The following is a 22513-nucleotide window of genomic DNA, read 5'->3' on the forward strand; positions in this document are numbered from 1 at the left end:
GTATTACTGTAATACATTTTAAGAAAGACTTTGGTTTTAGAAGGTATGAATTCTTTTTTATATAACTTAATGATCTTTACTTATAACGATGTTTTTATTTCCACTCTTCTAATGGTTGTACTTTCGTTTCGAAGCGTTTTTTCATTTTACCTCTTGGAATGAGTTGTACGGCAAAAGTACTTTTAGTATTAGCGGGCAATTCGGTTTCAAATCCTACAAGCACAGTTCCCGGATTAGGAGCGTCGTAAGAATTTGTTGGTGCGGTACTCCATGTTTTAAGCGTAACAGGAGTGGCAGAATTGATCTTTAAGAGTAATTTCTTATTGTCTTTTTTTAATAAAATTTCAGTTGGAGAAAGAATTTCAGCATTGGCAGGAGTCAGCATTCTCCAGCGTACTATTGTAGGTGCGCTTCCTGTCTGAACTTCATCCTGAACAAGTGCATAGGCCTGATCTTTGAGTGCAACACCCCGGACAACCTTAGGGACTTTGTTTTTGTACAGATCGGAAAGATCTGAGGTTGCGAAGCTGAAATTTTTATTATCTGATTTTTTTAGAAATGTGGCTTTTCCCTTTGAATATTGTTGATCGTTGTCAAACGTAAGCATATTATGAGACAGACTGTTGTAGCGAAAGACTGTCCACCGTTGTGCATTCTGTCCATAACTCCAGAGATCAATGTTTTTAGATTCAAGAGATTCATACTCTTGTTGTCCAAAATCCATAGCCCATCTTACGCCATCAGAATCAAAAACAAAAGAACCTACATCCATATGTCCATGTTCAACACTGGGAGATCCTAGTTTGTATCCCAGAAATAGTGCCTTAGGACTTGTCCAGCTGCTACGCATCATAGCTACAGGATTATCCCCTTCTCCGGCCCAGAATAATTTTTCCGGACGCTGAGGTGATAGTTTTTGTATATCTTTTCCCCATATAGGAATAAGAGGAAGAAAACGATCAGAAGAAAGTTGTTTAGCTTTATCAGGATTTCTTATATATTGAAGATCGTTCCATACCAGTGACGGATTATTAAGATTTCTAGCGAACCAGAAAGTTGCGGAACTCATTTCCGGAGACGACATGCTATCGGAATAATTAAAAGATAGTCCGGATGTACCCATTAAATGCTGGAAGTATTCTGCTGTAGCCGTAAAGCCAGGAGCATGTCCTAAGCCAAAATCGTTGTTGGTTAATTTTTTCAACGCATCCAGAAATACAACATTATATGTCGTTCCATAAGCCCAATAAGAATAACCTTCGGGATAAGTTCCGCTAGGCTCATATCTTTTCATAGGAACTTTGATAGATTCTATCGCACGTGAAATAATTTGAGAAGCTATTGCCGGATCATTTTCATATACAGCCATAGCACCTAAAGAAACTCCGGCATTGCAGACCTGATTCCAATTGTTTTGTACTTTTAACCAACTGTTGTATTTTTTGTCCAGAGAAGGTTTTAATCCTTTTTCTATAATAGCAGTTCTGATTTTCTCACGCGAGGTGTCCGACAATTTATCATACAGCCAGTCGTAGCCTATAGATACAGCGAGTGTCATTTCTGCTACATCCAGAAAATGAGTAGGATTCCAATCTGTAAACGATGACAATTGTAACAATTCTTTTTCAGCAGCATCAAAATACTTTTGCTCTTTAGTTGTACGGTATAAATAAGAAAGAACAAAAACCCTTCTCAATGCTTCTCTGGAAATATGTAATAGTCTTTTTCCTATTTTTTTATGCTCCAGAAGGGGAAGGTTTATTATTGAATTTCCGGATTTTTTCAGGGCAAGATCTACTGTTTTTAAATCGGAATTGTGAGTAATAGCACTGATTAATGTTTTTTCTTCATTCTTTTGCATAAATAGCCGTGGATGAGAAACAGAAGCAATTGCGTCAAAGCTTTGTTGTGCATTTACACAGCTAAAAGACATTAACAATGTAAATACAATAGAAGTAATATATTTCATGATTAATTAGTTTAAAGTAAAAATAATTAAAAAGAAAATTGATACTCATTTTTAACGAAAACTATAGCGAAAACGTTTTCATTGATAAGTATTTATACTATCATACTGCCGGTAGCTTTTATCGCTTGCTGAAGATGTCTTTCGTTGTGGTAAATAAAAAAACGAAAAGTGTCACCCAGTTTTAATTTTAAGTGTTTGGATATACTGATAGAAACCTTGGTTTTGTTTAAGCTTACTGCTTTTGATTGTTCCAACAAGGCTAATGTTTGATGAAGTTGCTTAAGAAAAGTATCCAGAGTAAAGCTATCCAGCTTACTATCCAGTGGATTCATATTTTTAGGAGACTTCATTTTATTAAGCTTCTCCTTAGGCTTTATAAAATTAGTAAAATAGTTGCCTAATATTCCGCTTTTGAATGTGTCTTCAGGAGTATAGGAAGAGTTTTTTATTCTATTTTCAATTTCCGGTAAATAGAAGTTACCATAACGATTCAGGTGTTCAATACATTCCAATGCACTCCAGCTGTCGGCAGAAGCTTTCTGATTTAGCTTCGTTTCTGCTTTTGATTTCAGCTCTTCTGTAATCTTGATATGCGATTGTACTAATGTGGTTAATTCATTGTAAAACTGATCAAACTGAATTTTCATTTCTTATTTTTTAAATAATTTTAGATTAACATAAAGCCACAAAATAATGCATATTACACGGACTGTTTTTAAGGCATAAAAAGATTAATTTTCTATATTAATTGTACCATTGTACTAATTGACCTAACGGCAGTATATAGAAAAGAATGGTCTTATCTGGGCTTTGATACTTTTAGCAAAATTCAGCAATTGGTTCTTTTAAACCCTTGATTGAGATCAAGATTTTTTAATGCGGGAGAGCGTCTCTGGGGTCATGCGTAAATAATTGGCAATATGCTTATTCGGAATTTGTTGGAAAACCTGTGGGCTTCTTTTTAATAGGCGATGATAACGCTCGCGGGGTGATTGGGTAAGAAGATCTATTTCTCTTTCAAACTGCTGTAGATTCAAATCTTCCAGAATACTATTCCATAGTTGAAGGTGTTGCGGATCTTTATTCATTAATTGCATAAAAGAGCCTTTGGAAGCAACAAGAATTTTAGTTTTTTTTAGAGCCTGAATATAGAGTGGTGAAGATTTATTGCTTAAGAAAGAATCAAGGGAAACGATAATATTTCCCGAATAACCAAAACGAATGTTGCGTTCTTCGGTATTGTCAGAGATAAAGATTCTTACACTGCCTTCTTGTATGAAGTATATATTGGTGTCAGTACTTCCTGCCTCTTTCAGGTACTCATTTCTGTTTAAAATAATAGCCTTCTCAAACAGATTTTCATCTTTGAGAAGGCTATTAATATCTGGTCGGGATGACATTTATGTTGTTAGTTTGTTTTAGAAACTTTTTCGACTCTTACGCCAATGCTATAATCACTCTTTTTAAGTTCAATATTGGTTACTCTATCTGGCTGAATGCTTTCCAGTGTGTACTGATATCCACCCAAAATCTGAGTTTTCGCGTATTTTCTGTCTGGCATATCCTGAGTGTCCAGTATAAGAGTCTGATTATTGACTTTCAGCTTTATTCTGGCATTACCAATCCATACACATCTGGCATTCATAGGGCAGCGGGAATCTTCCGGAACGTCCACAAATTTTATTTTTAATTTCTCCTTTTGCAGAGATTTTTCCTCACCCATTTTCAGAGTGATAACGGGTCCTTCTGTATAATTGGTATTAGATGTTGCTTTACAGGATGACAAAGCACTTAGTCCTAATAAAGCGGTGAAAAGATAAGCTTTCATATAATGTAATTTGGTTTGTTTAAAATAAATCGATGAGCACTACAATAAGCATAGCACAGCCTACTACAAAATTAAATCCGGTTCCGTAAAGAAAACCGATTAAAGCTCCTTTAGTAGAGTTCCATGCTTTTTTATGATCTTTGCGATCGTGGAGTAATTCACCAACAAAAACACCGATTAACATTCCTATTAAAAATCCGAATATTACCGGGATAAAAAACATACCCAATATAGTGCCAATAAATGAACCAATGCTTCCCCAGCGGGTACCGCCATATTTTTTGTTGGTTTTAGCAGGAATGACATAATTCAGTATAGCAGATAGAAGGGTTAGTATCCCGAAAATCCAGATATATCCCATAGACATATCGGAATTGGTGCCGAATTTATAAATCAGAAGTCCGGCATAACTAACAATAAGTCCGGGTAATACCGGAAGGAATGTACCCAATATTCCTACGATCAGTAAAATAATGCAAACAAGCGTTACAAGCCCCTCTTCCATATTGTAAATATCTGGTTTAAATGTAAGGAATTTAAAGAAAGTGAAGAATAAATTGTTAATTTTGTGTATTAAACGAAATTTACATCCCGCTACATGAATAATGATTTACAGGAAACAAGAGATTTTCTACAGCAAATCAGTTATGACATTAATGTATTCTTTGCAAAGTACTTTGATGGAAGTGTTGCGTGGATATTTCAGGTCACCAGTAAGATTTTAGTTCTTCTTGCATTTTACTTTATTGTAGACCTGGGGATAAGACTTTTCTTCAACTTTCTCTATAAGATTATAAAGAAAGATAAGTATCCGTTTGTAGAAGCACTCTATCAGTCGAAGTTTCCCCGTGCTATGGCACATGTTATTGCATTGGGTTTATGCAGTTTTGCGCTGGATTCTATTTTCTATAAGAATATGCATCCGGCTACTAAATCTATACTGGATGTAATTGTTCAGATTGGACAGTTAATTGTAATAGGCAGTGCCGGGCTTCGTTTGTATAAATCTGTGGAGATTTACTACATTCTGATTAAAGAAAATTATAAGCTTATTGCTTTCAAAGCAGTATCCCAGACGCTGAAAATATTTGGTGGTGTGATTCTGTTTTTTATTGCCATTAAAATTGTTTTTAAAATCAATAGTGGTACTATTCTGGGAAGTTTAGGAGCCATAACTGCTGTAATGGTATTGGTTTTCCGGGACACCATTTTGGGATTTGTTACCGGGATTCATGTGGCTACATCCAAGAATTTGAAAGTAGGCGACTGGATTGGTATTCCAAAGTATAATATAGAAGGAAATATTACTGATATTAGCCTGCTAACCACAAAAATTGTAAACTTCGATAAAACAGTATCCACAATTCCTACCTATGATCTGATGTCTACAGAAATCAGAAACTATCAGGTAATGACAGAAGGTAATCTAAGGAGGATAAAGCGTTCCATGATTTTCAATATCAAATCCTTCAGATTTTTAACCAAAGAGGATTATGAAAAGTTAGAAAAGGTAAATCTGATATCGGATTACATTATTACCAAAAAGAATGAAATTGATTCCGAGAAACTGGACCTTCACAATGCAGATAATATGCTGAATGGTCAGCAGTTAACCAATATTGGTGTTTTCCGGAAATATGCTGAAAACTATTTGCGTAACAATCCCAATATCGAACAAAAAGAGATTATACTGGTTCGACAACTGGAAATTACACCACAGGGAATGCCTCTGGAAATTTATTGTTTTACCATCTATTCCAATCTGGAGGATTATGAAAGAGTACAGTCCGATATTTTTGACCATCTGCTTGTAGCAACACAAGATTTTGGACTGGAAGTAATACAGGTAAACAAAGTTTAATAAAGTAAATTATACAATAATAAAAAACATGACTAAATTAAGTGTCAATATTAATAAAATAGCAACATTACGAAACGCAAGAGGGGGAGATGTACCGAGTGTAACACAAATAGCTATTGATGCACAAAAATTTGGAGCGCAGGGAATAACAATACATCCGAGACCGGATGAAAGACATATTACCAGAAAAGATGTTTATGATCTGAAACCTCTGGTAACCACAGAATTTAATATAGAAGGAAACCCACACCGTTCATTTATTGATATGGTACTGGATGTAAAACCCGAGCAGGTAACATTAGTGCCGGATGCTGATAATGCTATAACTTCTAATGCTGGTTGGGATTGTAAAACCTATCTGGATAAACTAACAGATATTATTGCTGAATTTAAAAATGCTGGTATCAGAACTTCTATCTTCTTAGATCCGGATCCTGCAATGGTAGAATATGCTGCTAAAACAGGAACAGACAGAATAGAGTTGTATACCGAAGCTTATGCTACAAACTATCCTAAAGATAAAGAAGCTGCTATAAAGCCTTACTATGAAACGGCATTAAAAGCAACGGAATTTGGTTTAGGCATCAATGCCGGGCACGATCTTAGCCTTGATAATCTGAAGTATTTTGCAGACAAGATTCCTAATTTACTGGAAGTTTCTATTGGGCATGCACTAATTTCTGAAGCCTTATATTTGGGACTGGAAAATACAATTCAGTCTTACCTGAAGCGCTTAGTACAGTGGTAGGTTTTGAATACTGAAGGTTAGAATAATGTTGAGAATTTAAATTTTATTATTTAAAATTAAAGAAGTGGAAATTTTACATTCAAAAATATACGGACAAGATAAAACCGGAACACCATTATTGGTGTTTCATGGTTTATTTGGAATGCTGGACAACTGGGGATCTTTCGGGCGTGAATTTGGCGAATTAATGCAGGTACACCTTATTGATCTTCGTAATCACGGGAAAAGCTTCCATTCCGAAGAGATGACCATAGATGCAATGGTAAACGATATTCAGGCTTACATGGATCATTACAGACTGGAGAAAGTTTATTTGTTAGGTCATTCTCTTGGTGGAAAAGTGGTAATGCAGTATGCTATTACCAATCCTGAGAAAGTAGAAAAACTTATCGTAGCCGATATGGCACCAAAAGCATACCCGCCACATCATCAGGGAATTTTTAAAGCTCTGAATACTGTAGATTTGAATCAGGTAACCAGCAGACAGGAAGTAGAAGAAGAACTGAAAAAGTATATTCCGGAAATCGGCGTTATACAGTTCCTTCTGAAAAACTTATATTGGACAGAAGATAAGAAATTAAGCTGGAGATTTAATCTTCCGGTACTTACAGATAAGTACACTACTTTTGTGACAAATGCAGTAAAATACGGAGTTTATAACGGACCTGTTTTGTTTTTAGCAGGAGCAAATTCCAATTATATATTACCACAAGACGGGCTTCTGATCAGACAGCAATTCCCGAACTCTGAGGTTAAGAAAATTGCAAATGCCGGACATTGGGTGCAGGCGGAAAATCCAAAAGATTTTAACGCAGCTGTCAAAGAATTTTTAACACAATAAGATGGTTTTAGTTACCGGAGCAACAGGAATATTAGGAAGAGTCATTGCACTGAAACTTTTAGAAAAGGGTTTCAATGTAAAGGCTACAAAACGTCCGTCGAGTAATATCAACGATGTGAAACATTCCTGGCATGCCTATACAGATAAAGCGGAAGAGTATTTTAATAAAATACAGTGGGTAGATGCTGATTTTGATGATGCGGATTCCTTGCAACATGCATTGGAAGGTGTTACAGAAGTATATCACTGTGCCGCAAGAGTAAGCTTTAATCCTAAATTCAGAAAAGAATTGTACCATACCAATATTGATGGTACCAAAAATTTGCTTTATGCCTGTGAAGGATCTTCGGTAAATAAATTCTGCTTTATAAGTTCTATAGCTGTTTTAGACGGATTTAACGAAAGTGGAGAATTGGACGAAGATTCCGATTTTAAGCATGCCTTAGAGCATTCAGCGTATGCCAAATCCAAACATTTTTCAGAAATGGAGGTTTGGCGTGCTTCTGCAGAAGGACTTAATACTGTAATTGTACTTCCGGGGATTATTTTGGGAACAGGAAATTGGGAGGCTAGTAGCGGTAAGTTGTTCAATTCTTTTGAAGTAACACCTTATACATTTTCCGGTAGTTCTGCTTATGTAGATGCAAGAGATGTAGCCGATATATCCATAGCCCTTATGGAAAAGAATATTTTTGGAGAACGTTTTATTACGATAAGCGAAACCCGAACTTATAAAAGCTTTTCCGAGAAAGTACGCAGCAAATTAGGACTTTCTGTTCCTAAGATTATTCCGGATGGCTTGTTACATTTTTCCAGGATTTTCGGAAAATTAGGGTTCCTTATTCCTCCTCTTAAAATGCTTAACAAAGCCAATATAGAGGCTATAACGGCACATAATAAAATATCTAATAAAAAGATAAAAGATCAGCTGGGTTATCAGTTTATCCCGCTTGACGAAAGTATAGACTTTCACCTGAACAATTATATTAAAGACAAAAAACTGAAGTCTTAACGAATGAATTTAGCACAATCAATTATAACCCGAAACCTGGAAAAGCATGCGCTGAAAGCTGCTGTTGGTTTTAAAAAAGAAAACCAGTGGAAAGAACTTAGCTGGAAAAAATTTAGCGAAATGATCGCTAAAACAGCTAATGCACTTAAAGCAGCCGGGATTCAGGAAAATGACAGAGTAGCTATTTATTCAGAAAATTCCGCTGAATGGATAACTTTTGATCTGGCTATTTTATCCTTAGGTGCTATTACCGTTCCTATTTACTCTACGAATAATGCAGAGCAGGCCGAATATATTATCAACGACTCACAATCCAAAATAATTCTGGCAGGTAATCAGGAGCAGTATAATACTTGTTATGAGTTATTACAACGCAATGAATATTTGAAAACCATTGTTGTTGCTAAGAATAAAGTAATAGGAAAAAAGGAAAATACAGTTTTTCTTCGCGAATTTATTGCAAATCAGCCTTCAACTTTTGAATTCTGTCCAAAGGAAGATGATGATACAGCAACATTGATATATACTTCCGGAACAACAGGAATACCAAAAGGTGTAATGATTACACACGGAAATTTCCGTAAGGAGTTCGATGCCCATTTTGAATTTTTTAAATTTAAAAACTTTGAAGAGGAACTTTCATTAGCCTTTCTTCCACTGACGCACGTTTTTGAAAGAAGCTGGTCGCTTCTGAGTTTATACGGTGGTGCAAAAGTTTATTTTCTGGAAGATCCTAAAAATATTGCACATGCACTAATCGAGGTAAAGCCTACGATGATGTGTACTGTTCCAAGGTTTTTCCAGAAAGTATATGCCGGTATCCATGATGTAGTAGAGAAAAGTTCTCCGACCAAGAAAAAAATCTTTAACTGGTCATTGGGAATAGGTAAACAATATGCAGAACTAAAGAAGACTGAAAAAGAAATTCCTTTTGGATTAAAAGCTAAGCACGGATTAGCAGACCTTCTGGTATTTAGTAAAATGAAAGAAAAATTAGGCGGAAGACTATGGTTTACACCTTGTGGCGGAGCTTCAATTTCGCCTGAAGTTACAGAATTTTTTGATGCTATAGGACTTCACCTTACCGTAGGTTATGGTCTTACAGAGACTACAGCTACACTCTCGCTTTTCCCTTTTACAAAATACAAGTATGGAAGCTGTGGTAAAATATTACCGGGAGTAGAGATAAGAATCGGAGCCGAAAATGAAATACAGGCCAGAGGAAGCGGTATTATGAAAGGCTACTTCAACAAACCTGAAGAAACAAAAGCTGTCTTTACGGAAGATGGCTGGTTCAAAACTGGTGATGCCGGAAATATTGATGATCAGGGTAACCTGACAATTACAGAAAGAATAAAGGATTTATTAAAAACATCAAACGGAAAATATATAGCACCTCAGCAAGTGGAAAATATATTGTCCAATAACAATTACATCCAACAGGTAATGGTTGTGGCAGAAGGAAGACAGTTTGTTTCTGCTTTAATTGTGCCCAATTTTGAATTCCTGAAAGGAGAACTGAGTAAAATGAATATTCCTTTTACAAGTTGGAATGAAATCGTGAAAAATGAAGCAGTAAATAAACTGTACAAAACTAAAATAGAAGAATTTCAGACTTCTTTGGCATCGTTTGAAAAAGTGAAGAAATTTGTTCTGATGCCTGCTGAATTTGAAATCGGAAGTGGTGAGATTACACCAACACTAAAGATTAAAAGAAAGGTCGTTTCCGAGAAATACAAAGACCTTATTGAACAGATGTACAGTTAAAATGTAGTAATTATGGAAAAAAAATTTTTAGGAAATATAAATTTTAATATCAGCAGCCAGACGGTTGCAGAAAGCTGTCCTTCTAATATTGCCCTGATTAAGTATTGGGGGAAATATGAAAATCAGATTCCCGCCAATCCTAGTATTAGTTATACACTGAACCATTGCAGAACAAATACGACAATGGAATTTTTAGCAGGAGAAGACTTTTCTGTACAAACATTTCTGGCCGGAAATGAAGAGCAAAAGTTTGCTGAGAAAATTGAAAAATACTTTAAAAATATTGAACAGTATTTACCATGGATTCTGAAAGGTAAATATGTAATCAGAACCGAAAATACTTTTCCACACAGTTCCGGTATTGCAAGTTCAGCTTCAGGATTTGGCGCTATTGCAAAATGCCTGATGCAACTGGATGCAGTTTTTTCAGGAAATACAAGTGAAGAAGAATTATTGAAAAAAGCTTCACTCCTGGCAAGGCTGGGAAGCGGAAGCGCTTGCCGTAGTCTGTACAACGGATTAGTGGTATGGGGTAATACAAAAGAAGCAGAAGGAAGTTCAGATTTGTATGCTATACAATATCCAAATGATGAAATTCATCCGGTATTCAAAAATTTCAACGACTGGGTACTATTGATCCATGAAGGTGAGAAAAGTGTTTCTTCTACAGTAGGACATGGTCTGATGAAAACAAACCCATATGCAGAAAGGCGTTTTCAGGAGGCACATGAAAATTTTGCTAAGCTTAAAAATATACTGAAAACAGGAGACCTGGAAGGTTTTATAAAGCTTACGGAACACGAAGCACTTACACTGCATGCAATGATGATGATGAGTGATCCTGCTTTTATTCTAATGAAAACCGGAACCCTTGAAGTGATTAACAAAATATGGGATTTCCGCAGAATTACCGGGTTACCTCTATTCTTTACACTGGATGCAGGGGCTAATGTCCACCTGTTGTTCCCGAATGATATTGAAAGTGATAAAATAAAAATATTTATTCAGCAGGAGCTTTTACCTTTCACTCAAAAAGGGGGAGTGGTAAAAGATGAAATGCGCTTCTAAAACGTATTGTTATGAGAAATTTTGTTACACTATTTTTTCTGTTAGTTTGTTTGAGCTTGAATGCTCAGGTCGTAAAAGAACCTGAGAATATGCCAAAAGAATGGAACCAGACTTATGAACCATTCAGAATTGCAGGTAATTTATATTACGTAGGAACCTATGATTTGGCGTCCTACCTTATTGTGACAGACAAAGGCAATATTCTCATTAATACAGGAACGGCAGAATCATTTCCAATAATAAAAGGAAATATTCAAAAGCTGGGGTTTAATTATAAAGACATTAAGATCTTGCTGCTTACTCAGGCTCATTATGACCATACAGGCGCGTTACAGGATTTTAAAACGGAAACCGGTGCGAAATTTTATGCCGATAAAGCAGATGCTGATGTCCTGAGAACAGGCGGAAAATCTGATTATGAATTAGGTAAATATGGTGTGACATTTAAACCTGTTACCCCAGACAAAACATTGAAGGATCAGGATAAAATAACATTGGGAAATACAACCCTGACTTTGCTTCACCATCCGGGACATACAAAAGGTTCCTGCAGTTTTATTTTTGAAACAAAAGATGAAAACAGGAAATACAAGATTTTAATAGCTAATATGCCTTCCATTATTGTTGATAAGAAATTTTCTGAAGTTACAGCATATCCAGGTATTCAGTCCGATTACGCATATACTTTCAAAGCGATGAAGAATCTGGATTTTGATATCTGGGTTGCCTCGCATGCAAGTCAGTTCGATTTGCATACCAAACGCAAAGAAGGTGACTCTTACAATCCACAGTTGTTTATGGATAAAGAGAATTATTTTAAAAGGCTCGAGCGTTTGGAAAATAATTATTTTGAAAAGATTAAAGAAGATTCAAAGGATAAATAGTATGAAAACAATACCTTCCTTCTCAGCATTAATTAAGCAGAAATTTGATTATACCGATGTTTATTTTCAGGAAGTGAAAACTGAAAAAAATATCCGCCCGGAAGATTTAGGAAAAGCTTTCTTTACGAGCAACATTCCTTGGATTAAAAAACTTTTTACACTGCGTAATAAACTGGTTGCAATATTCGGATTAAAAGGGTCTGATAAGAAAAGTAAAATTATGCAGCAGGCAGAGCAATCAGATTTCGCTGTAGGTGAAAGATTCGGATTGTTTAAAGTCCTGGATAAAAAAGAAAAAGAAATTATTCTAGGAGAAGATGATAAACATCTGGACTTTAAAGTATCCTTGCTCTATGCTCAACCAGAAAACAAAATTTATATTTCTACAGGAGTACATTACCATAACTTTTTTGGCAGACTGTATTTTTTCTTCGTTAAACCTTTTCACAGATTGGTAGTAAGATCCATGTTGAATTCTATGGCAGCAAGCTTTGCCTGATTTTAATAACATCTATAACTATTCTCCGCTACCAGATAAAAAAGGATGGAAAGAAGCTATAACGGAAAGGAGGCTCTTACGTAAATTTAGATTTGGTTCAATGAATCAGATTCCGGAAAAAGCTATATTCAGAAAAACGAATATTCAAATATGGTTTATTTTGATTCTGGCTGTAATTGTTGTTCCTGCTATAATAATGATGGAGAAGAACAACCAGAAATATGTATTAAGTATAAGGCTTTTTATGGCTGCTATTTTTGTTATTGGAGCCCTTATAAAGTTAGTTCTTGGCTATATATTTCCTGAATTGACATTGAGTGATAAAGGTGTAAAAATCTTCGGTAGAGAATTAATTGTCTGGAATGATATCAAAAGAATTGAAACTACCGGGTTATATGGCGGAGATGTACAGTTAGTTATTGTCAAGAAAAATAATAAAAGAATTACAGAGGACTTTAAGCGTCTTAATACAAATAGCTATAAGTTGGCATTAATCGTCCGCTCTTTTGCTAAGAAATACAAAACAAGAAGAGTCCTTTTGCCACTAAAATAATATTTTGCAATAGAACCTGCCTGAAAGCTTACAGGATGAAACCAAAAAACATCCCATAGTTTTCAGGCAGGTTTGTTTTATTATAAACTACCGTTAGAACTTTTACCAGTCCTTAGAATAAGGTGTATTGGAATATACCAGTTCATCTCCGTATAATTCTTTTGCAATAAGCTTAAGTGCAGGAAGCTGACCAGAAGTGAAATTACTGCGGTTAGGATCCATTGCAAATATCATATGACCTCCATAACCTTTTGTAACAATATTTCTCAGTGCCTGGGCTGTAGCGTATCTGCCCTGGTTAAATTCCTGAGAAGACATGACCATACCTGATTTTGCAAGCCCCGGATAATTTGTAGCTAAATCATAGCTGCCACCATAATCATGAATGGCATAGTCTACATAGCTGCCAGCATTTACACCATCAACAGCAGTAGGGAAAGAAGACGTCCTGCTGTATACATAGACCGTTACCAGTTTATTTGGCATGGCTTGCTTAGTTTCGTAAGCCAGACGCGCAGCAGCATTATTGGATGGCGTTACAAAGCCAGAAGGCGGCGGAGTTTGATAGGCAGAATATTCATCATCAAAAAATACACCATCCAGATTATACAGATCGCATGTATTCTTAAGTTCCTGGGCAAATGCTTTTGCCCGTGCTGTTGAAAGATTTGCAATGCCTGATCTGTCATGGTTTCCTAATATACTTAGTATCACTTTTATACCCTTGTCCTGTAAAGGTTTCAGGTATTTAGCACGATTGGTTAGCAGGTGTTGTACATTGGGATTATTACTTACAAACACCTTATCATTAGCAGCATCGTAATTGATATTAGCAGAAAACAAAACAACCATATCCACCAATGGTTTTCCACTGTTCTTTAGTGTGAAATTCAGATTGTTAAGAGGATTGGTGTCATTTACTTCTGTAAAACTGAATAATTTAATATTCGCTTTTGTTGTACCAGTTACCGCTGCTCTTGCTGCAGCATTTGGTGAAATATTACTATTTTCAGAAGAGAGTGGATTATCTCGTGCACATGAAGTCCACACAAAAGGAAAAGCCAGGAATACTAAGATGTTATTCTTCAGACTGGCTGAAAATTGGTTAATAAATTTTTTCATAGTGATATATTTTATGTTAATTTGGTTTTATATTTTGACGGGTGTCATAATATTTATTCCCCTGTTTGGGAATTTTAATATGGATTTAAGAGTGTTTTATGTAAAATTATAAATTAATCGTAATATTAAATCTGAATCAGTGTTAATTTTTAAACTAAAGTAAATATTTGTTGAATTTGTAGTACCTGTGTAGGGTGTGGTTCCCGTAAATAAACAGAATTAATCATAAAAATTTTAAAATGTACATTCATCATATTGCCATTATTTGTTCGGACTATCAGGTTTCCAAAAAGTTTTATACAGATATTTTAGGACTCAATATTATCCGTGAAGTTTATAGAGAGGAAAGACAATCCTATAAGTTGGATCTTGCAATAGGAGATCATTATGTTATCGAATTATTTTCCTTTCCGGACCCGCCTAAACGTCCGTCCAGACCAGAAGCTTGTGGATTAAGACATTTGGCTTTCGCTGTAGAGAATGTAAATTCCAAAAGAGAAGAATTAATAAAAAAAGGATTGGTATGCGAAGACGTCCGTATTGACGAATTCACCGATAAAGAATTCTTTTTCACCCAAGATCCGGATCAGCTGCCGCTGGAATTTTATAAGATCTGATTTTCAGGGAAGCATAATATTTCACTATTTTTGCAAAGAAAGAGCTATGAAATTATTCTATGTAATCCTTGGTGCTACTCCTGAAGGAAGAAATATCGAACAACACGACGTATTTTTTGGAATTGCAGAGACGCTGGATGAGCTTATTCCGGATATGAAAGAATTCTGGAAAGAAGCCAAAATTCATATTGACTGTCATCAGGAAGTAAAATTTGCAGATGGTTATGAAGTGAAAATTGTAGAAAGAGGAACACAAAAATCTGAAGACCAATTATATTTTATCAATCTGGGAGGTTATAAGCCTGGTTTCTTTGAAGAATTTCACGAACAGCATCTGATGGTAGGAACCTCAATGGGTGAAATTGTAAAAAGAGTAAAGCAGACAGAGTTTTATCAGCAAATGGGATTTGAAGGAGCGGTAAGCCACATCGATGATAAGCATGGTGTGGATATCGACGATATCTTTAATGTCAGCGATATTCTTCCAAAGAAAATGAAAGAGAAATATACTATTGTTCTCGAAAAGAGTAATGCTGAGGTTCAGGAAAATGAAATGCATCTAGGCTATTTTAAACTTAAATAATATTATGCGCAGCAGCTTCATACTTATACTGGGACTAAGTTTTAATTTATTTTTCTCTCAGATTTCAGAAACCGAAGCTGTGAAAGCCGGAGTTAATAAGCTCTTTACAGCGATGAAGAATTCCGACTCGACAGGTATTAAATCAAGTTTTACCAAGCAGGCAATTTTACAGACTATAATGAAAAACGGAGAGGTAAAAACGGAAGATATTCCTGCATTTGCCAGAACGATAGCAAAAGCTGTAAAAAATACACTGGAAGAAAGAATCACTTTTTCGGCCATTCATATTGATGGAAATTTGGCGTCTGTATGGACTCCTTATCAGTTCTATTTTCAAGGGAAATTCTCGCATTGTGGTGTAAACAGTTTTCAGATGATTAAAGAAAATGGAGACTGGAAAATACAGTATATTATAGATACCCGAAGAAAAGATGGCTGCATTCAGGATGGTAAAACTGAATCTGTAAAATAGAAATATCAATCTTCGCATTGAAGACTTAATATAAAAGTAAATCTAATAAAGTAAATAATGAAAATAGGAATTTTAGGAGGCGGACAGCTTGGAAGAATGTTGATCCAAAGTGCTCTGAAATACGATGACGAATTTTATACACTAGATCCGGCAGCCGATGCTCCATGCCATAATATCTCCTACTTTACACAAGGAAGTTTCAACGATTATCAGACAGTACTGGATTTTGGAAAAGATAAAGATGTTGTAACCATTGAAATTGAACACGTAAATGCAGATGCTCTTGAAACATTGGAGAATCAAGGTATAAAAGTAGTTCCTAATTCCAGAATTATTAAAATTATTCAACAGAAAATTCTTCAGAAAGAATTTTACAAAAAAAATAATATCCCTAGTCCGGATTTTCAGACGGTACAAAATAAATCAGAAATAAGCTTCCCTTTACCCTTTGTACAAAAAATGAATACTGGTGGATATGACGGTAAAGGAGTACAGGTAATCCGTACTGAAGAAGATCTTCAGAAGCTATGGGATGCTCCGTCTGTACTGGAAAGCCTTGTAGATATAGATAAGGAATTAGCGGTGATAGTAGCCAGAAATGAAAATGGTGAAACCAAAACCTTCCCGGTAACTGAAATGGTTGCAGATCCTAGACTTAATCTGTTAGATTTCAATATTTGTCCGACAACGCTGACTGAGGATATACAAAACCAGATTTCAGCAATTACAGATAAGTTCTTGGTAGCAATTAATTCTCCGGGATTATTTGCTATCGAATTATTTTTGGATAAAGATGGTAAAGTATGGGTGAACGAAACTGCACCTAGATTGCATAATTCTGGGCATCAGAGTCAGGAGGGTAACGCCAATTCACAGTTCGAGCAAATGTATCGTGTAGTGAAAAACTTACCATTAGCCGACACAGATGCCGTTACTTTTAGCGGAATGCTTAATCTTGTTGGGGCTGATGGTTTCTCCGGAAAAGTAGTATATGCAGGATTAGATGAAGTACTAAAACTACCAAAAACATACATTCACTTATACGGTAAGACAGAAACCAAACCGGGCAGAAAAATGGGGCATATTAATGTACTGGCTGATTCCCGTGAAGAATTAATGGAGAAGCTGGTGAAGATAAAAGAAATGGTGCAGGTAATTGCAGAATAATACAGAATATAAAAACTTGGAAAAAACACGTATCAACAAATACCTTTCAGAAGTAGGCTACTGTTCCAGAAGAGCAGCAGACAAGTTATTGGAAGAAGGCAGAATTACGATAAACGGAAAGCTTCCGGAAATGGGGACTAAAGTTTCGGATGAAGATGAAATCTTTGTGGATGGAGTTTCTATCCGTAAAACAGATGAAGAACATGTTTATATAGCTTTCAATAAGCCTGTAGGTATTGTTTGTACAACCGATACCAAGCGAGAAAAGAACAACATCATTGATTATATTAAACATCCTAAACGTATTTTCCCAATTGGACGACTGGACAAGCCAAGTGAAGGATTAATTTTGCTGACATCGGATGGTGATATTGTAAATAAGATCCTCCGTTCCCGGAATAATCATGGTAAAGAATACCTGGTAAGAGTAAACCAGCCGATAACGCTGAAGTTTTTGGATAAAATGAGAAACGGAGTGCCTATTTTGGATACTGTTACTAAAAAATGTGAAGTAGAGCAGATTGATAATTTTACATTCAGAATTGTTCTTACACAGGGACTGAACCGTCAGATCCGGAGAATGTGTGAATTTCTGGGTTACGAAGTGAAAAAGCTGAAACGTATCCGTATTATAAATATCAGACTGGATTTACCAATTGGTAAATGGCGGGATTTAAGCGCTCAGGAATTAAAAGATCTGAATAACCTGCTGGAGGATTCTCACAAAACAATAGATTAAAATAAAAGAGCACTTTAGTGCTCTTTTTTTATTATTCTCATACAAAACGTATTAAAAATATTTACAAACACAAAGACACTAGATATTATATCAATGTGCGAGGCAATTTGTGCCTTAAAACCAAATTTAAATATAGTTTGTGTCTTGGTGTTGATATATTATGTTAGCCTGCGTTCAGATTTTGGTTTATAGTTCGTAATAAACACACCGCAGATAATGAGGCATGCTGCTATAATAAACTTCACAGAAATTTCTTCGTCCAAAAGTAACCAGCCTAAGAATATAGCAATAATGGTATTGATATAAGCTAATATGGAAACCTGTATCGGCGTGATTTTGGTGAGTGCATAGTGAAAAGCGAAAAAAGCAGTCACAGACCCAAAAACCGCAAGATAGATCATAGCCGATATACTTTTTAGTGTCCAGTTTCCAAAATTGTAATTGTCCGAAAATATAAAGGCTAATATAATCTGTACAATTCCTGCAAAAGCGAATTGATAAAATAAGTTCAATGAGATATTGCCGCTTTGTATATTCATTTTTTTAGTAAAGATCGTTCCTGATGCCCATCCTGAAATAGCACAGAACATGAGAAGAATACCATTTCTGTAGCTTGGATTAGCCAGATCTTTTAATCCGTCCCAGAAAATGAAGATAATCCCAAAAAAACAAATCAGGATTCCTGTCATTGCCCGAAAGCTAAATTTCTGCAATCCTACAGCCAAACTTCCCAGAAAAACCAGGATAGGGGCACAGGCACTAATCAGAGATGCAAGACTACTTGTTACGTTCTCTTCCGCAACTGTAGTTAGTCCATTCGCACCTATAAGCATAAGAGTAGAAAAAATAATCTGATATCTTAAATTTTTCCAGCCAATCCATTTCAGTTCTTTACGGAATATAAGAATTGTACCCATTATAATTGCAGCCAGAAGCTGGCGTATGCCTGCGACAAACCATCCGGGAATACTTTCCACTGCAACACGTATCCCCAAAAAAGTAGTTCCCCAGACGATGGCCACCGTCAGAATAGCAAATAGTAATTTATAGTCTCTCAAAATGGATTGGAATAAAGTATTGCAAAGATATTATTAGTTTTTATATTTTAGCCTGTAGTAAGGAAATACAAGTGCTCAAAAAGATAATTTAATATGTGGAATCCTTTTAGAAAAAAGAAAAAAATAGAACATAGTAAATACAACTTTGACTTCGAAAGTTTTTATAAACTTTTTATATATCTGCAGGAAGAGAATAGTTATGTAGAAACACTGGTGGAAGGGCAGCATAAAGTCGCAGAAATGATCTGGTATGAAATCCCAAACTCTTATAAGAATAGTGAGACTGATCTGAATGTGTTGAAGAATAATGGATTTTCTAACTTTTATGAGCTACTGAATAAAGTCCATGAAAAAGCAGAGATTGGTCTTATAGATACAGAAGAATGGTTGAAAAATGACGGACAATATAATCTTATGCAGTTCAATTTCCGAACAGATCCTTCTGAAGAAGAACAAAGCTATTTTAAAAGTGCACTCCACAAATTCTATGTGCTTTTCGTAATCGTAGGCGATGGAGAGGAAATAAATGCTTATCGTATTTTTTACAAGAGAGGTATGGATTATAGTATTGCAGGATTACTCGATTCAATTGATATTGTTGATCTTAATAATCCGGATTCTGAAATAAAACCAGCTGTAGCTGAGCTTGAAAAAGTATTGGCAGCTATGTCTCTGGAAACTGGAGTAGAGATTAACAAAGGCATTACAGATAAATACCCGAACGTCAGAGTTTCCAGAGAAATTACATTGCAGGACTTTAAAGACGTTCTGGGTTTAGCAAATTACTGGGAGATTGAAGATTTAGAAGAAAAGGCTCGATATCTGTATGAGCAGAATTATAGAGATAAAGATGAACTGATTGCAGAACTGGAGGAAAAAGATGAAGATTGGGAGTATTATGATGATGGTTATTTCCCATTAAGGTTTGAGATTATTCATGAAGATAATTATTGGTACAGCGACTGGAAATTTGATCCGGAGGATATTGAAGGAATTATCGAGTCATTTTTGGATGAAAGATGGAATTTCAATTATCCTGAAGAAACATACAGCCACGATCTTTTTCCTTATATACAGAAAGCTTTAGCGGAAAGGGACCTTGAGTTGATGAATATGAATACTCTTGGAGATTCCTATGGCTTCTTTTTGGTGAAAAAAGAAAATGTCGTACCTCTGCTTAATCTTTCTGCTAAAATGGCTTTAGGAATAGAGCAATTACGATAGGCTTTCCTTTCAATTTCATTATCTTTGACCATCTAAAAAAAAGTAAACATGATCGGAATTATTATGGGAAGTCAAAGCGACTTACCAATTATGGAACAGGCAGCCAATTTCCTTAATGATTTAGGTATTCCGTATGAACTCACGGTTGTTTCTGCACACAGAACACCGGAGCGTATGTTCGAGTATGCTAAGTCAGCAAAACAGAGAGGTCTGAAAGTAATTGTTGCCGGAGCAGGAGGTGCGGCACACCTTCCCGGAATGGTGGCAAGCTGTACGACCCTTCCGGTAATAGGAGTTCCAATTTTATCCAGTAATTCTATAGACGGATGGGACTCTGTTCTTTCTATTCTGCAAATGCCAGGTGGTATTCCGGTGGCAACAGTAGCATTGAACGGTGCCTTGAATGCAGGTATCCTGGCTGCTAAAATAATAGGAAGTGCAGATGAACAGGTTGCAGAAAAATTACAGCAATATCAAGACGCATTAAAAGATAAAGTTTTAGGAACTGTGGATGTCATTAAAGCACAGCATCCTAACCACTACGATCAGTAATGTTTTTATTTTTTTTCAAAAAAAATAGCTCAAATTAGAATTTTAGCACGGTTCTTGTCTTTAAGGCCGCAAATATAAATTCTATGAAAAAAATACTTACAGTTAGTAAACTATTTGTTGCCGGATTAGGACTTTTTGCACTTCAGCAGTGTAATGTACAAAAGACAGCTAAAGGAAATGATGCTGAAATATTTGTAGTGGCTTCAAAACAAGTTGACTGTACTGGTGTAGGAAAGCAAAAATGCTATTTGGTAAAAGAAGGAGAGGCTAAAACCTGGAGTTATATGTATCAGTCGGTTGAAGGTTTTACTTATGAACCTGGATACGAATATGTATTGAAAGTAAAAAAAGAAAAAGTAGCTAATCCACCTGCGGATGCTTCTTCTATAAGATATATTCTGGAGAAAGTAGTTTCGAAAAAACAGAAAATATCAGAGGATTTACCTCAATAAACAGAAAAACAACATCAATAATTATGGCGTACTGTGATAAAATAGTACGCCATATTTTTTTCTTTTTAAATTCAACTCCCTAACTTCGTAGGGTTTTTTACAAAAACTAATATTTATGAAAGTTGGAGTTGAGGCGGCTTCTTATTATGTGCCGCATTTGTATTTGGAAATTAAAGAGTTAGCAGAGAATAGAGGAATTGATCCATTAAAACTTGAGAAAGGACTAGGCCTCCACAAAATGGCTTTTCCGGATGTACATGAAGATGCTGCGACATTTGCCGCAGAAGCTTTGTTGAGGTTGATCAATGATTACAATATCAATCCGAAAGAAATCAGCAGAGTATATCTGGGAACAGAAAGTGCTCTGGATGCCGCAAAGCCTACAGCAACCCTTGCTGTACAAATGGTAGAACAGGCTTTAGAAGACGAATATGGAAGCCGTAGTTTCAAAAACTGCGATACTTTAGATATGACCTTTGCTTGTATTGGTGGAGTAGATGCTTTGCAAAACGCTATTGATTTTGTAAGAGTAAATCCTGATAAGAAAGCAGTTGTTATAGCATCAGACTATGCAAAATATGAATTAGCTTCAGGTGGAGAATATACACAAGGAGGCGGAGCTGTAGCTTTATTAGTATCTTCCAAACCAGATTTGTTGGAAATAGAGAATCATTGGGGAGTAGGAATGGAAAGTGTTTTTGATTTCTTCAAGCCAAGAAGACACTATAATAAAACAGATCTGAATAATGCTCCGGAAAGTTTTCCTGATAAAATTGAAGTATTCTCCGATGAACCTGTTTTCGACGGACAATATTCAAACGAATGTTTTAAAGACAGAATCCGTGAAGCTTACCAGCACTTTAAAGAAGAGAAAGGCGTTTCCGGAAATGCATTTGCAGACTGGAGATTTCTGATATTTCACTTACCTTACGCATTCCATGGTAAAAGAATTTTTAGTGAAATTTTCGCTATCGAAAACAACCTGCCTCACGCTACAAATGAAGACCTGAAAGCTGTTGCCGGAAGTGATGCTTATAAGGCTCTGGTAAATGAAAAAATAGAAACTTCTCAACGTGCATCCTCAGAAATCGGTAACATGTATACAGCTTCAGTATTTATGGCATTACTGTCTGCACTGCAGGTATCTGCTAATGAAGGTGAAGATCTTAGCGGAAAGAAAATAGGCTTCTTTGCTTACGGGAGCGGTTCTAAGTCAAAAGTTTTCGAAGCTACAATAGGCGCTAACTGGAAAAGTGTTGTTGAAAAATGGAATCTCTTCGAAAATCTGAAGGAACGTCAATCCATTGATTTTGCTACTTACGAAAAGCTTCACCGCAAACAGACTGAAGACTCTGTTGCAGCTGATAAAAAAGGATTTAAACTGGATTATACAGAAGCTGAAAATCCGGTTCTGAAAGGAGCTCGATATTATAAATATAAATAATAGCTAAAGAAACCGCAGTTTATCTGCGGTTTCTTATTTGTCTATTCTGTAAA

At 35.8% G+C, this 22513-nt stretch carries 25 protein-coding genes; 18 read left to right on the forward strand and 7 right to left on the reverse strand.

Annotated elements, in window-relative coordinates; all coding sequences use genetic code 11:
• Positions 1-94 precede the first annotated feature (94 nt).
• The 5 genes from AYC65_RS01410 to AYC65_RS01430 all read right to left on the reverse strand — a co-directional run bounded on the left by AYC65_RS01410 (position 95) and on the right by AYC65_RS01430 (position 4302).
• The gene (locus AYC65_RS01410; protein ID WP_034866197.1) at positions 95-1969 is read right to left on the reverse strand and encodes a heparinase II/III domain-containing protein; all 1875 of its coding nucleotides are present in this window, start codon (positions 1967-1969) and stop codon (positions 95-97) included.
• Positions 1970-2061: 92 nt separating this feature from the next.
• Positions 2062-2616 carry a DinB family protein gene (locus AYC65_RS01415; protein WP_034866195.1) on the reverse strand — a complete coding sequence of 185 codons (555 nt, stop codon included), beginning with the start codon at positions 2614-2616 and terminating at the stop codon, positions 2062-2064.
• A 216-nt stretch (positions 2617-2832) separates the two neighbouring features.
• Entirely contained in the window at positions 2833-3369 is a 537-nt protein-coding gene (locus AYC65_RS01420) for a Crp/Fnr family transcriptional regulator (protein ID WP_034866193.1), read from the reverse strand.
• A gap of 8 nt (positions 3370-3377) precedes the next feature.
• Positions 3378-3797 (reverse strand): hypothetical protein, encoded by a 420-nt coding sequence (locus tag AYC65_RS01425; RefSeq protein WP_034866191.1) that lies wholly within the window; start codon positions 3795-3797, stop codon positions 3378-3380.
• A gap of 19 nt (positions 3798-3816) precedes the next feature.
• On the reverse strand, positions 3817-4302 hold the full coding sequence (locus AYC65_RS01430; protein WP_034866190.1) for a DUF456 domain-containing protein: 486 nt from the start codon (positions 4300-4302) through the stop codon (positions 3817-3819).
• 93 nt (positions 4303-4395) lie between these two features.
• Between AYC65_RS01430 and AYC65_RS01435 the strand changes: the two genes are divergently transcribed.
• The 9 genes from AYC65_RS01435 (at position 4396) to AYC65_RS01475 (ending at position 13030) form a co-directional block, all read left to right on the forward strand.
• Entirely contained in the window at positions 4396-5658 is a 1263-nt protein-coding gene (locus AYC65_RS01435; RefSeq protein WP_034866188.1) for a mechanosensitive ion channel family protein, read from the forward strand.
• Between the two features lie 28 nt (positions 5659-5686).
• Positions 5687-6406: a pyridoxine 5'-phosphate synthase gene (locus AYC65_RS01440; RefSeq protein ID WP_034866186.1), complete on the forward strand. Its 720-nt coding sequence runs from the start codon at positions 5687-5689 to the stop codon at positions 6404-6406.
• Positions 6407-6470: 64 nt separating this feature from the next.
• Complete coding sequence (locus AYC65_RS01445) at positions 6471-7247, forward strand: alpha/beta fold hydrolase (protein ID WP_034866185.1); 777 nt, start codon at positions 6471-6473, stop codon at positions 7245-7247.
• A 1-nt stretch (position 7248) separates the two neighbouring features.
• Positions 7249-8259: an NAD-dependent epimerase/dehydratase family protein gene (locus AYC65_RS01450; RefSeq protein WP_034866184.1), complete on the forward strand. Its 1011-nt coding sequence runs from the start codon at positions 7249-7251 to the stop codon at positions 8257-8259.
• 3 nt (positions 8260-8262) lie between these two features.
• Positions 8263-10026 (forward strand): AMP-dependent synthetase/ligase, encoded by a 1764-nt coding sequence (locus AYC65_RS01455; RefSeq protein ID WP_034866183.1) that lies wholly within the window; start codon positions 8263-8265, stop codon positions 10024-10026.
• Between the two features lie 12 nt (positions 10027-10038).
• Positions 10039-11094, forward strand: coding sequence for a diphosphomevalonate decarboxylase (locus AYC65_RS01460; protein WP_034866182.1), 1056 nt, complete (start codon positions 10039-10041; stop codon positions 11092-11094).
• A gap of 11 nt (positions 11095-11105) precedes the next feature.
• Complete coding sequence (locus tag AYC65_RS01465; protein ID WP_034866180.1) at positions 11106-11978, forward strand: subclass B3 metallo-beta-lactamase GOB-7; 873 nt, start codon at positions 11106-11108, stop codon at positions 11976-11978.
• Position 11979: 1 nt separating this feature from the next.
• Positions 11980-12477 (forward strand): DUF2867 domain-containing protein, encoded by a 498-nt coding sequence (locus tag AYC65_RS01470; protein WP_034866179.1) that lies wholly within the window; start codon positions 11980-11982, stop codon positions 12475-12477.
• Between the two features lie 100 nt (positions 12478-12577).
• Complete coding sequence (locus AYC65_RS01475) at positions 12578-13030, forward strand: ABC transporter (RefSeq protein WP_234300215.1); 453 nt, start codon at positions 12578-12580, stop codon at positions 13028-13030.
• A 102-nt stretch (positions 13031-13132) separates the two neighbouring features.
• Here the strand turns inward: AYC65_RS01475 and endOF1 are convergent, their stop codons facing one another.
• Positions 13133-14152 (reverse strand): endo-beta-N-acetylglucosaminidase F1, encoded by a 1020-nt coding sequence (endOF1, locus tag AYC65_RS01480; RefSeq protein ID WP_034866176.1) that lies wholly within the window; start codon positions 14150-14152, stop codon positions 13133-13135.
• Between the two features lie 239 nt (positions 14153-14391).
• Between endOF1 and gloA2 the strand changes: the two genes are divergently transcribed.
• Genes gloA2 through rluF form a run of 5 tightly spaced genes read left to right on the forward strand, consistent with a single transcriptional unit; the run spans position 14392 to position 17730 of the window.
• Positions 14392-14769, forward strand: coding sequence for an SMU1112c/YaeR family gloxylase I-like metalloprotein (gene gloA2, locus AYC65_RS01485; protein WP_034866170.1), 378 nt, complete (start codon positions 14392-14394; stop codon positions 14767-14769).
• A 46-nt stretch (positions 14770-14815) separates the two neighbouring features.
• Entirely contained in the window at positions 14816-15352 is a 537-nt protein-coding gene (locus tag AYC65_RS01490) for a DUF1543 domain-containing protein (protein WP_034866168.1), read from the forward strand.
• 4 nt (positions 15353-15356) lie between these two features.
• Positions 15357-15824 (forward strand): nuclear transport factor 2 family protein, encoded by a 468-nt coding sequence (locus tag AYC65_RS01495; RefSeq protein WP_034866165.1) that lies wholly within the window; start codon positions 15357-15359, stop codon positions 15822-15824.
• A 57-nt stretch (positions 15825-15881) separates the two neighbouring features.
• The gene (locus AYC65_RS01500) at positions 15882-16991 is read left to right on the forward strand and encodes a 5-(carboxyamino)imidazole ribonucleotide synthase (protein WP_034866163.1); all 1110 of its coding nucleotides are present in this window, start codon (positions 15882-15884) and stop codon (positions 16989-16991) included.
• A gap of 16 nt (positions 16992-17007) precedes the next feature.
• The gene (gene rluF / locus AYC65_RS01505; RefSeq protein ID WP_034866299.1) at positions 17008-17730 is read left to right on the forward strand and encodes a 23S rRNA pseudouridine(2604) synthase RluF; all 723 of its coding nucleotides are present in this window, start codon (positions 17008-17010) and stop codon (positions 17728-17730) included.
• Between the two features lie 158 nt (positions 17731-17888).
• Here the strand turns inward: rluF and AYC65_RS01510 are convergent, their stop codons facing one another.
• On the reverse strand, positions 17889-18788 hold the full coding sequence (locus AYC65_RS01510) for a DMT family transporter (protein WP_034866161.1): 900 nt from the start codon (positions 18786-18788) through the stop codon (positions 17889-17891).
• Between the two features lie 93 nt (positions 18789-18881).
• Between AYC65_RS01510 and AYC65_RS01515 the strand changes: the two genes are divergently transcribed.
• The 4 genes from AYC65_RS01515 to AYC65_RS01530 all read left to right on the forward strand — a co-directional run bounded on the left by AYC65_RS01515 (position 18882) and on the right by AYC65_RS01530 (position 22460).
• Positions 18882-20012 carry a DUF6630 family protein gene (locus tag AYC65_RS01515; RefSeq protein ID WP_034866158.1) on the forward strand — a complete coding sequence of 377 codons (1131 nt, stop codon included), beginning with the start codon at positions 18882-18884 and terminating at the stop codon, positions 20010-20012.
• A 48-nt stretch (positions 20013-20060) separates the two neighbouring features.
• A complete protein-coding gene (gene purE / locus AYC65_RS01520) occupies positions 20061-20564 on the forward strand; it encodes a 5-(carboxyamino)imidazole ribonucleotide mutase (RefSeq protein ID WP_034866155.1) in 504 nt (167 codons plus the stop codon).
• An 83-nt stretch (positions 20565-20647) separates the two neighbouring features.
• On the forward strand, positions 20648-21016 hold the full coding sequence (locus tag AYC65_RS01525; RefSeq protein ID WP_034866152.1) for a DUF4377 domain-containing protein: 369 nt from the start codon (positions 20648-20650) through the stop codon (positions 21014-21016).
• 115 nt (positions 21017-21131) lie between these two features.
• Positions 21132-22460: a hydroxymethylglutaryl-CoA synthase family protein gene (locus tag AYC65_RS01530; protein WP_034866149.1), complete on the forward strand. Its 1329-nt coding sequence runs from the start codon at positions 21132-21134 to the stop codon at positions 22458-22460.
• The last annotated feature ends 53 nt before the right edge of the window (positions 22461-22513 follow it).

Source organism: Elizabethkingia bruuniana, assembly GCF_002024805.1.
Classification (GTDB): Bacteria; Bacteroidota; Bacteroidia; order Flavobacteriales; family Weeksellaceae; genus Elizabethkingia; species Elizabethkingia bruuniana.

Bases quoted from the DNA above. Each gene is read 5' to 3' on its own strand.
- AYC65_RS01410 (WP_034866197.1), bottom strand. From the start codon at position 1,969: ATGAAATATATTACTTCTATTGTATTTACATTGTTAATGTCTTTTAGC.
- AYC65_RS01415 (WP_034866195.1), bottom strand. From the start codon at position 2,616: ATGAAAATTCAGTTTGATCAGTTTTACAATGAATTAACCACATTAGTA.
- AYC65_RS01420 (WP_034866193.1), bottom strand. From the start codon at position 3,369: ATGTCATCCCGACCAGATATTAATAGCCTTCTCAAAGATGAAAATCTG.
- AYC65_RS01425 (WP_034866191.1), bottom strand. From the start codon at position 3,797: ATGAAAGCTTATCTTTTCACCGCTTTATTAGGACTAAGTGCTTTGTCA.
- AYC65_RS01430 (WP_034866190.1), bottom strand. From the start codon at position 4,302: ATGGAAGAGGGGCTTGTAACGCTTGTTTGCATTATTTTACTGATCGTA.
- AYC65_RS01435 (WP_034866188.1), top strand. From the start codon at position 4,396: ATGAATAATGATTTACAGGAAACAAGAGATTTTCTACAGCAAATCAGT.
- AYC65_RS01440 (WP_034866186.1), top strand. From the start codon at position 5,687: ATGACTAAATTAAGTGTCAATATTAATAAAATAGCAACATTACGAAAC.
- AYC65_RS01450 (WP_034866184.1), top strand. From the start codon at position 7,249: ATGGTTTTAGTTACCGGAGCAACAGGAATATTAGGAAGAGTCATTGCA.
- AYC65_RS01455 (WP_034866183.1), top strand. From the start codon at position 8,263: ATGAATTTAGCACAATCAATTATAACCCGAAACCTGGAAAAGCATGCG.
- AYC65_RS01460 (WP_034866182.1), top strand. From the start codon at position 10,039: ATGGAAAAAAAATTTTTAGGAAATATAAATTTTAATATCAGCAGCCAG.
- AYC65_RS01465 (WP_034866180.1), top strand. From the start codon at position 11,106: ATGAGAAATTTTGTTACACTATTTTTTCTGTTAGTTTGTTTGAGCTTG.
- AYC65_RS01470 (WP_034866179.1), top strand. From the start codon at position 11,980: ATGAAAACAATACCTTCCTTCTCAGCATTAATTAAGCAGAAATTTGAT.
- AYC65_RS01475 (WP_234300215.1), top strand. From the start codon at position 12,578: ATGAATCAGATTCCGGAAAAAGCTATATTCAGAAAAACGAATATTCAA.
- endOF1 (WP_034866176.1), bottom strand. From the start codon at position 14,152: ATGAAAAAATTTATTAACCAATTTTCAGCCAGTCTGAAGAATAACATC.
- gloA2 (WP_034866170.1), top strand. From the start codon at position 14,392: ATGTACATTCATCATATTGCCATTATTTGTTCGGACTATCAGGTTTCC.
- AYC65_RS01490 (WP_034866168.1), top strand. From the start codon at position 14,816: ATGAAATTATTCTATGTAATCCTTGGTGCTACTCCTGAAGGAAGAAAT.
- AYC65_RS01495 (WP_034866165.1), top strand. From the start codon at position 15,357: ATGCGCAGCAGCTTCATACTTATACTGGGACTAAGTTTTAATTTATTT.
- AYC65_RS01500 (WP_034866163.1), top strand. From the start codon at position 15,882: ATGAAAATAGGAATTTTAGGAGGCGGACAGCTTGGAAGAATGTTGATC.
- AYC65_RS01515 (WP_034866158.1), top strand. From the start codon at position 18,882: ATGTGGAATCCTTTTAGAAAAAAGAAAAAAATAGAACATAGTAAATAC.
- purE (WP_034866155.1), top strand. From the start codon at position 20,061: ATGATCGGAATTATTATGGGAAGTCAAAGCGACTTACCAATTATGGAA.
- AYC65_RS01525 (WP_034866152.1), top strand. From the start codon at position 20,648: ATGAAAAAAATACTTACAGTTAGTAAACTATTTGTTGCCGGATTAGGA.
- AYC65_RS01530 (WP_034866149.1), top strand. From the start codon at position 21,132: ATGAAAGTTGGAGTTGAGGCGGCTTCTTATTATGTGCCGCATTTGTAT.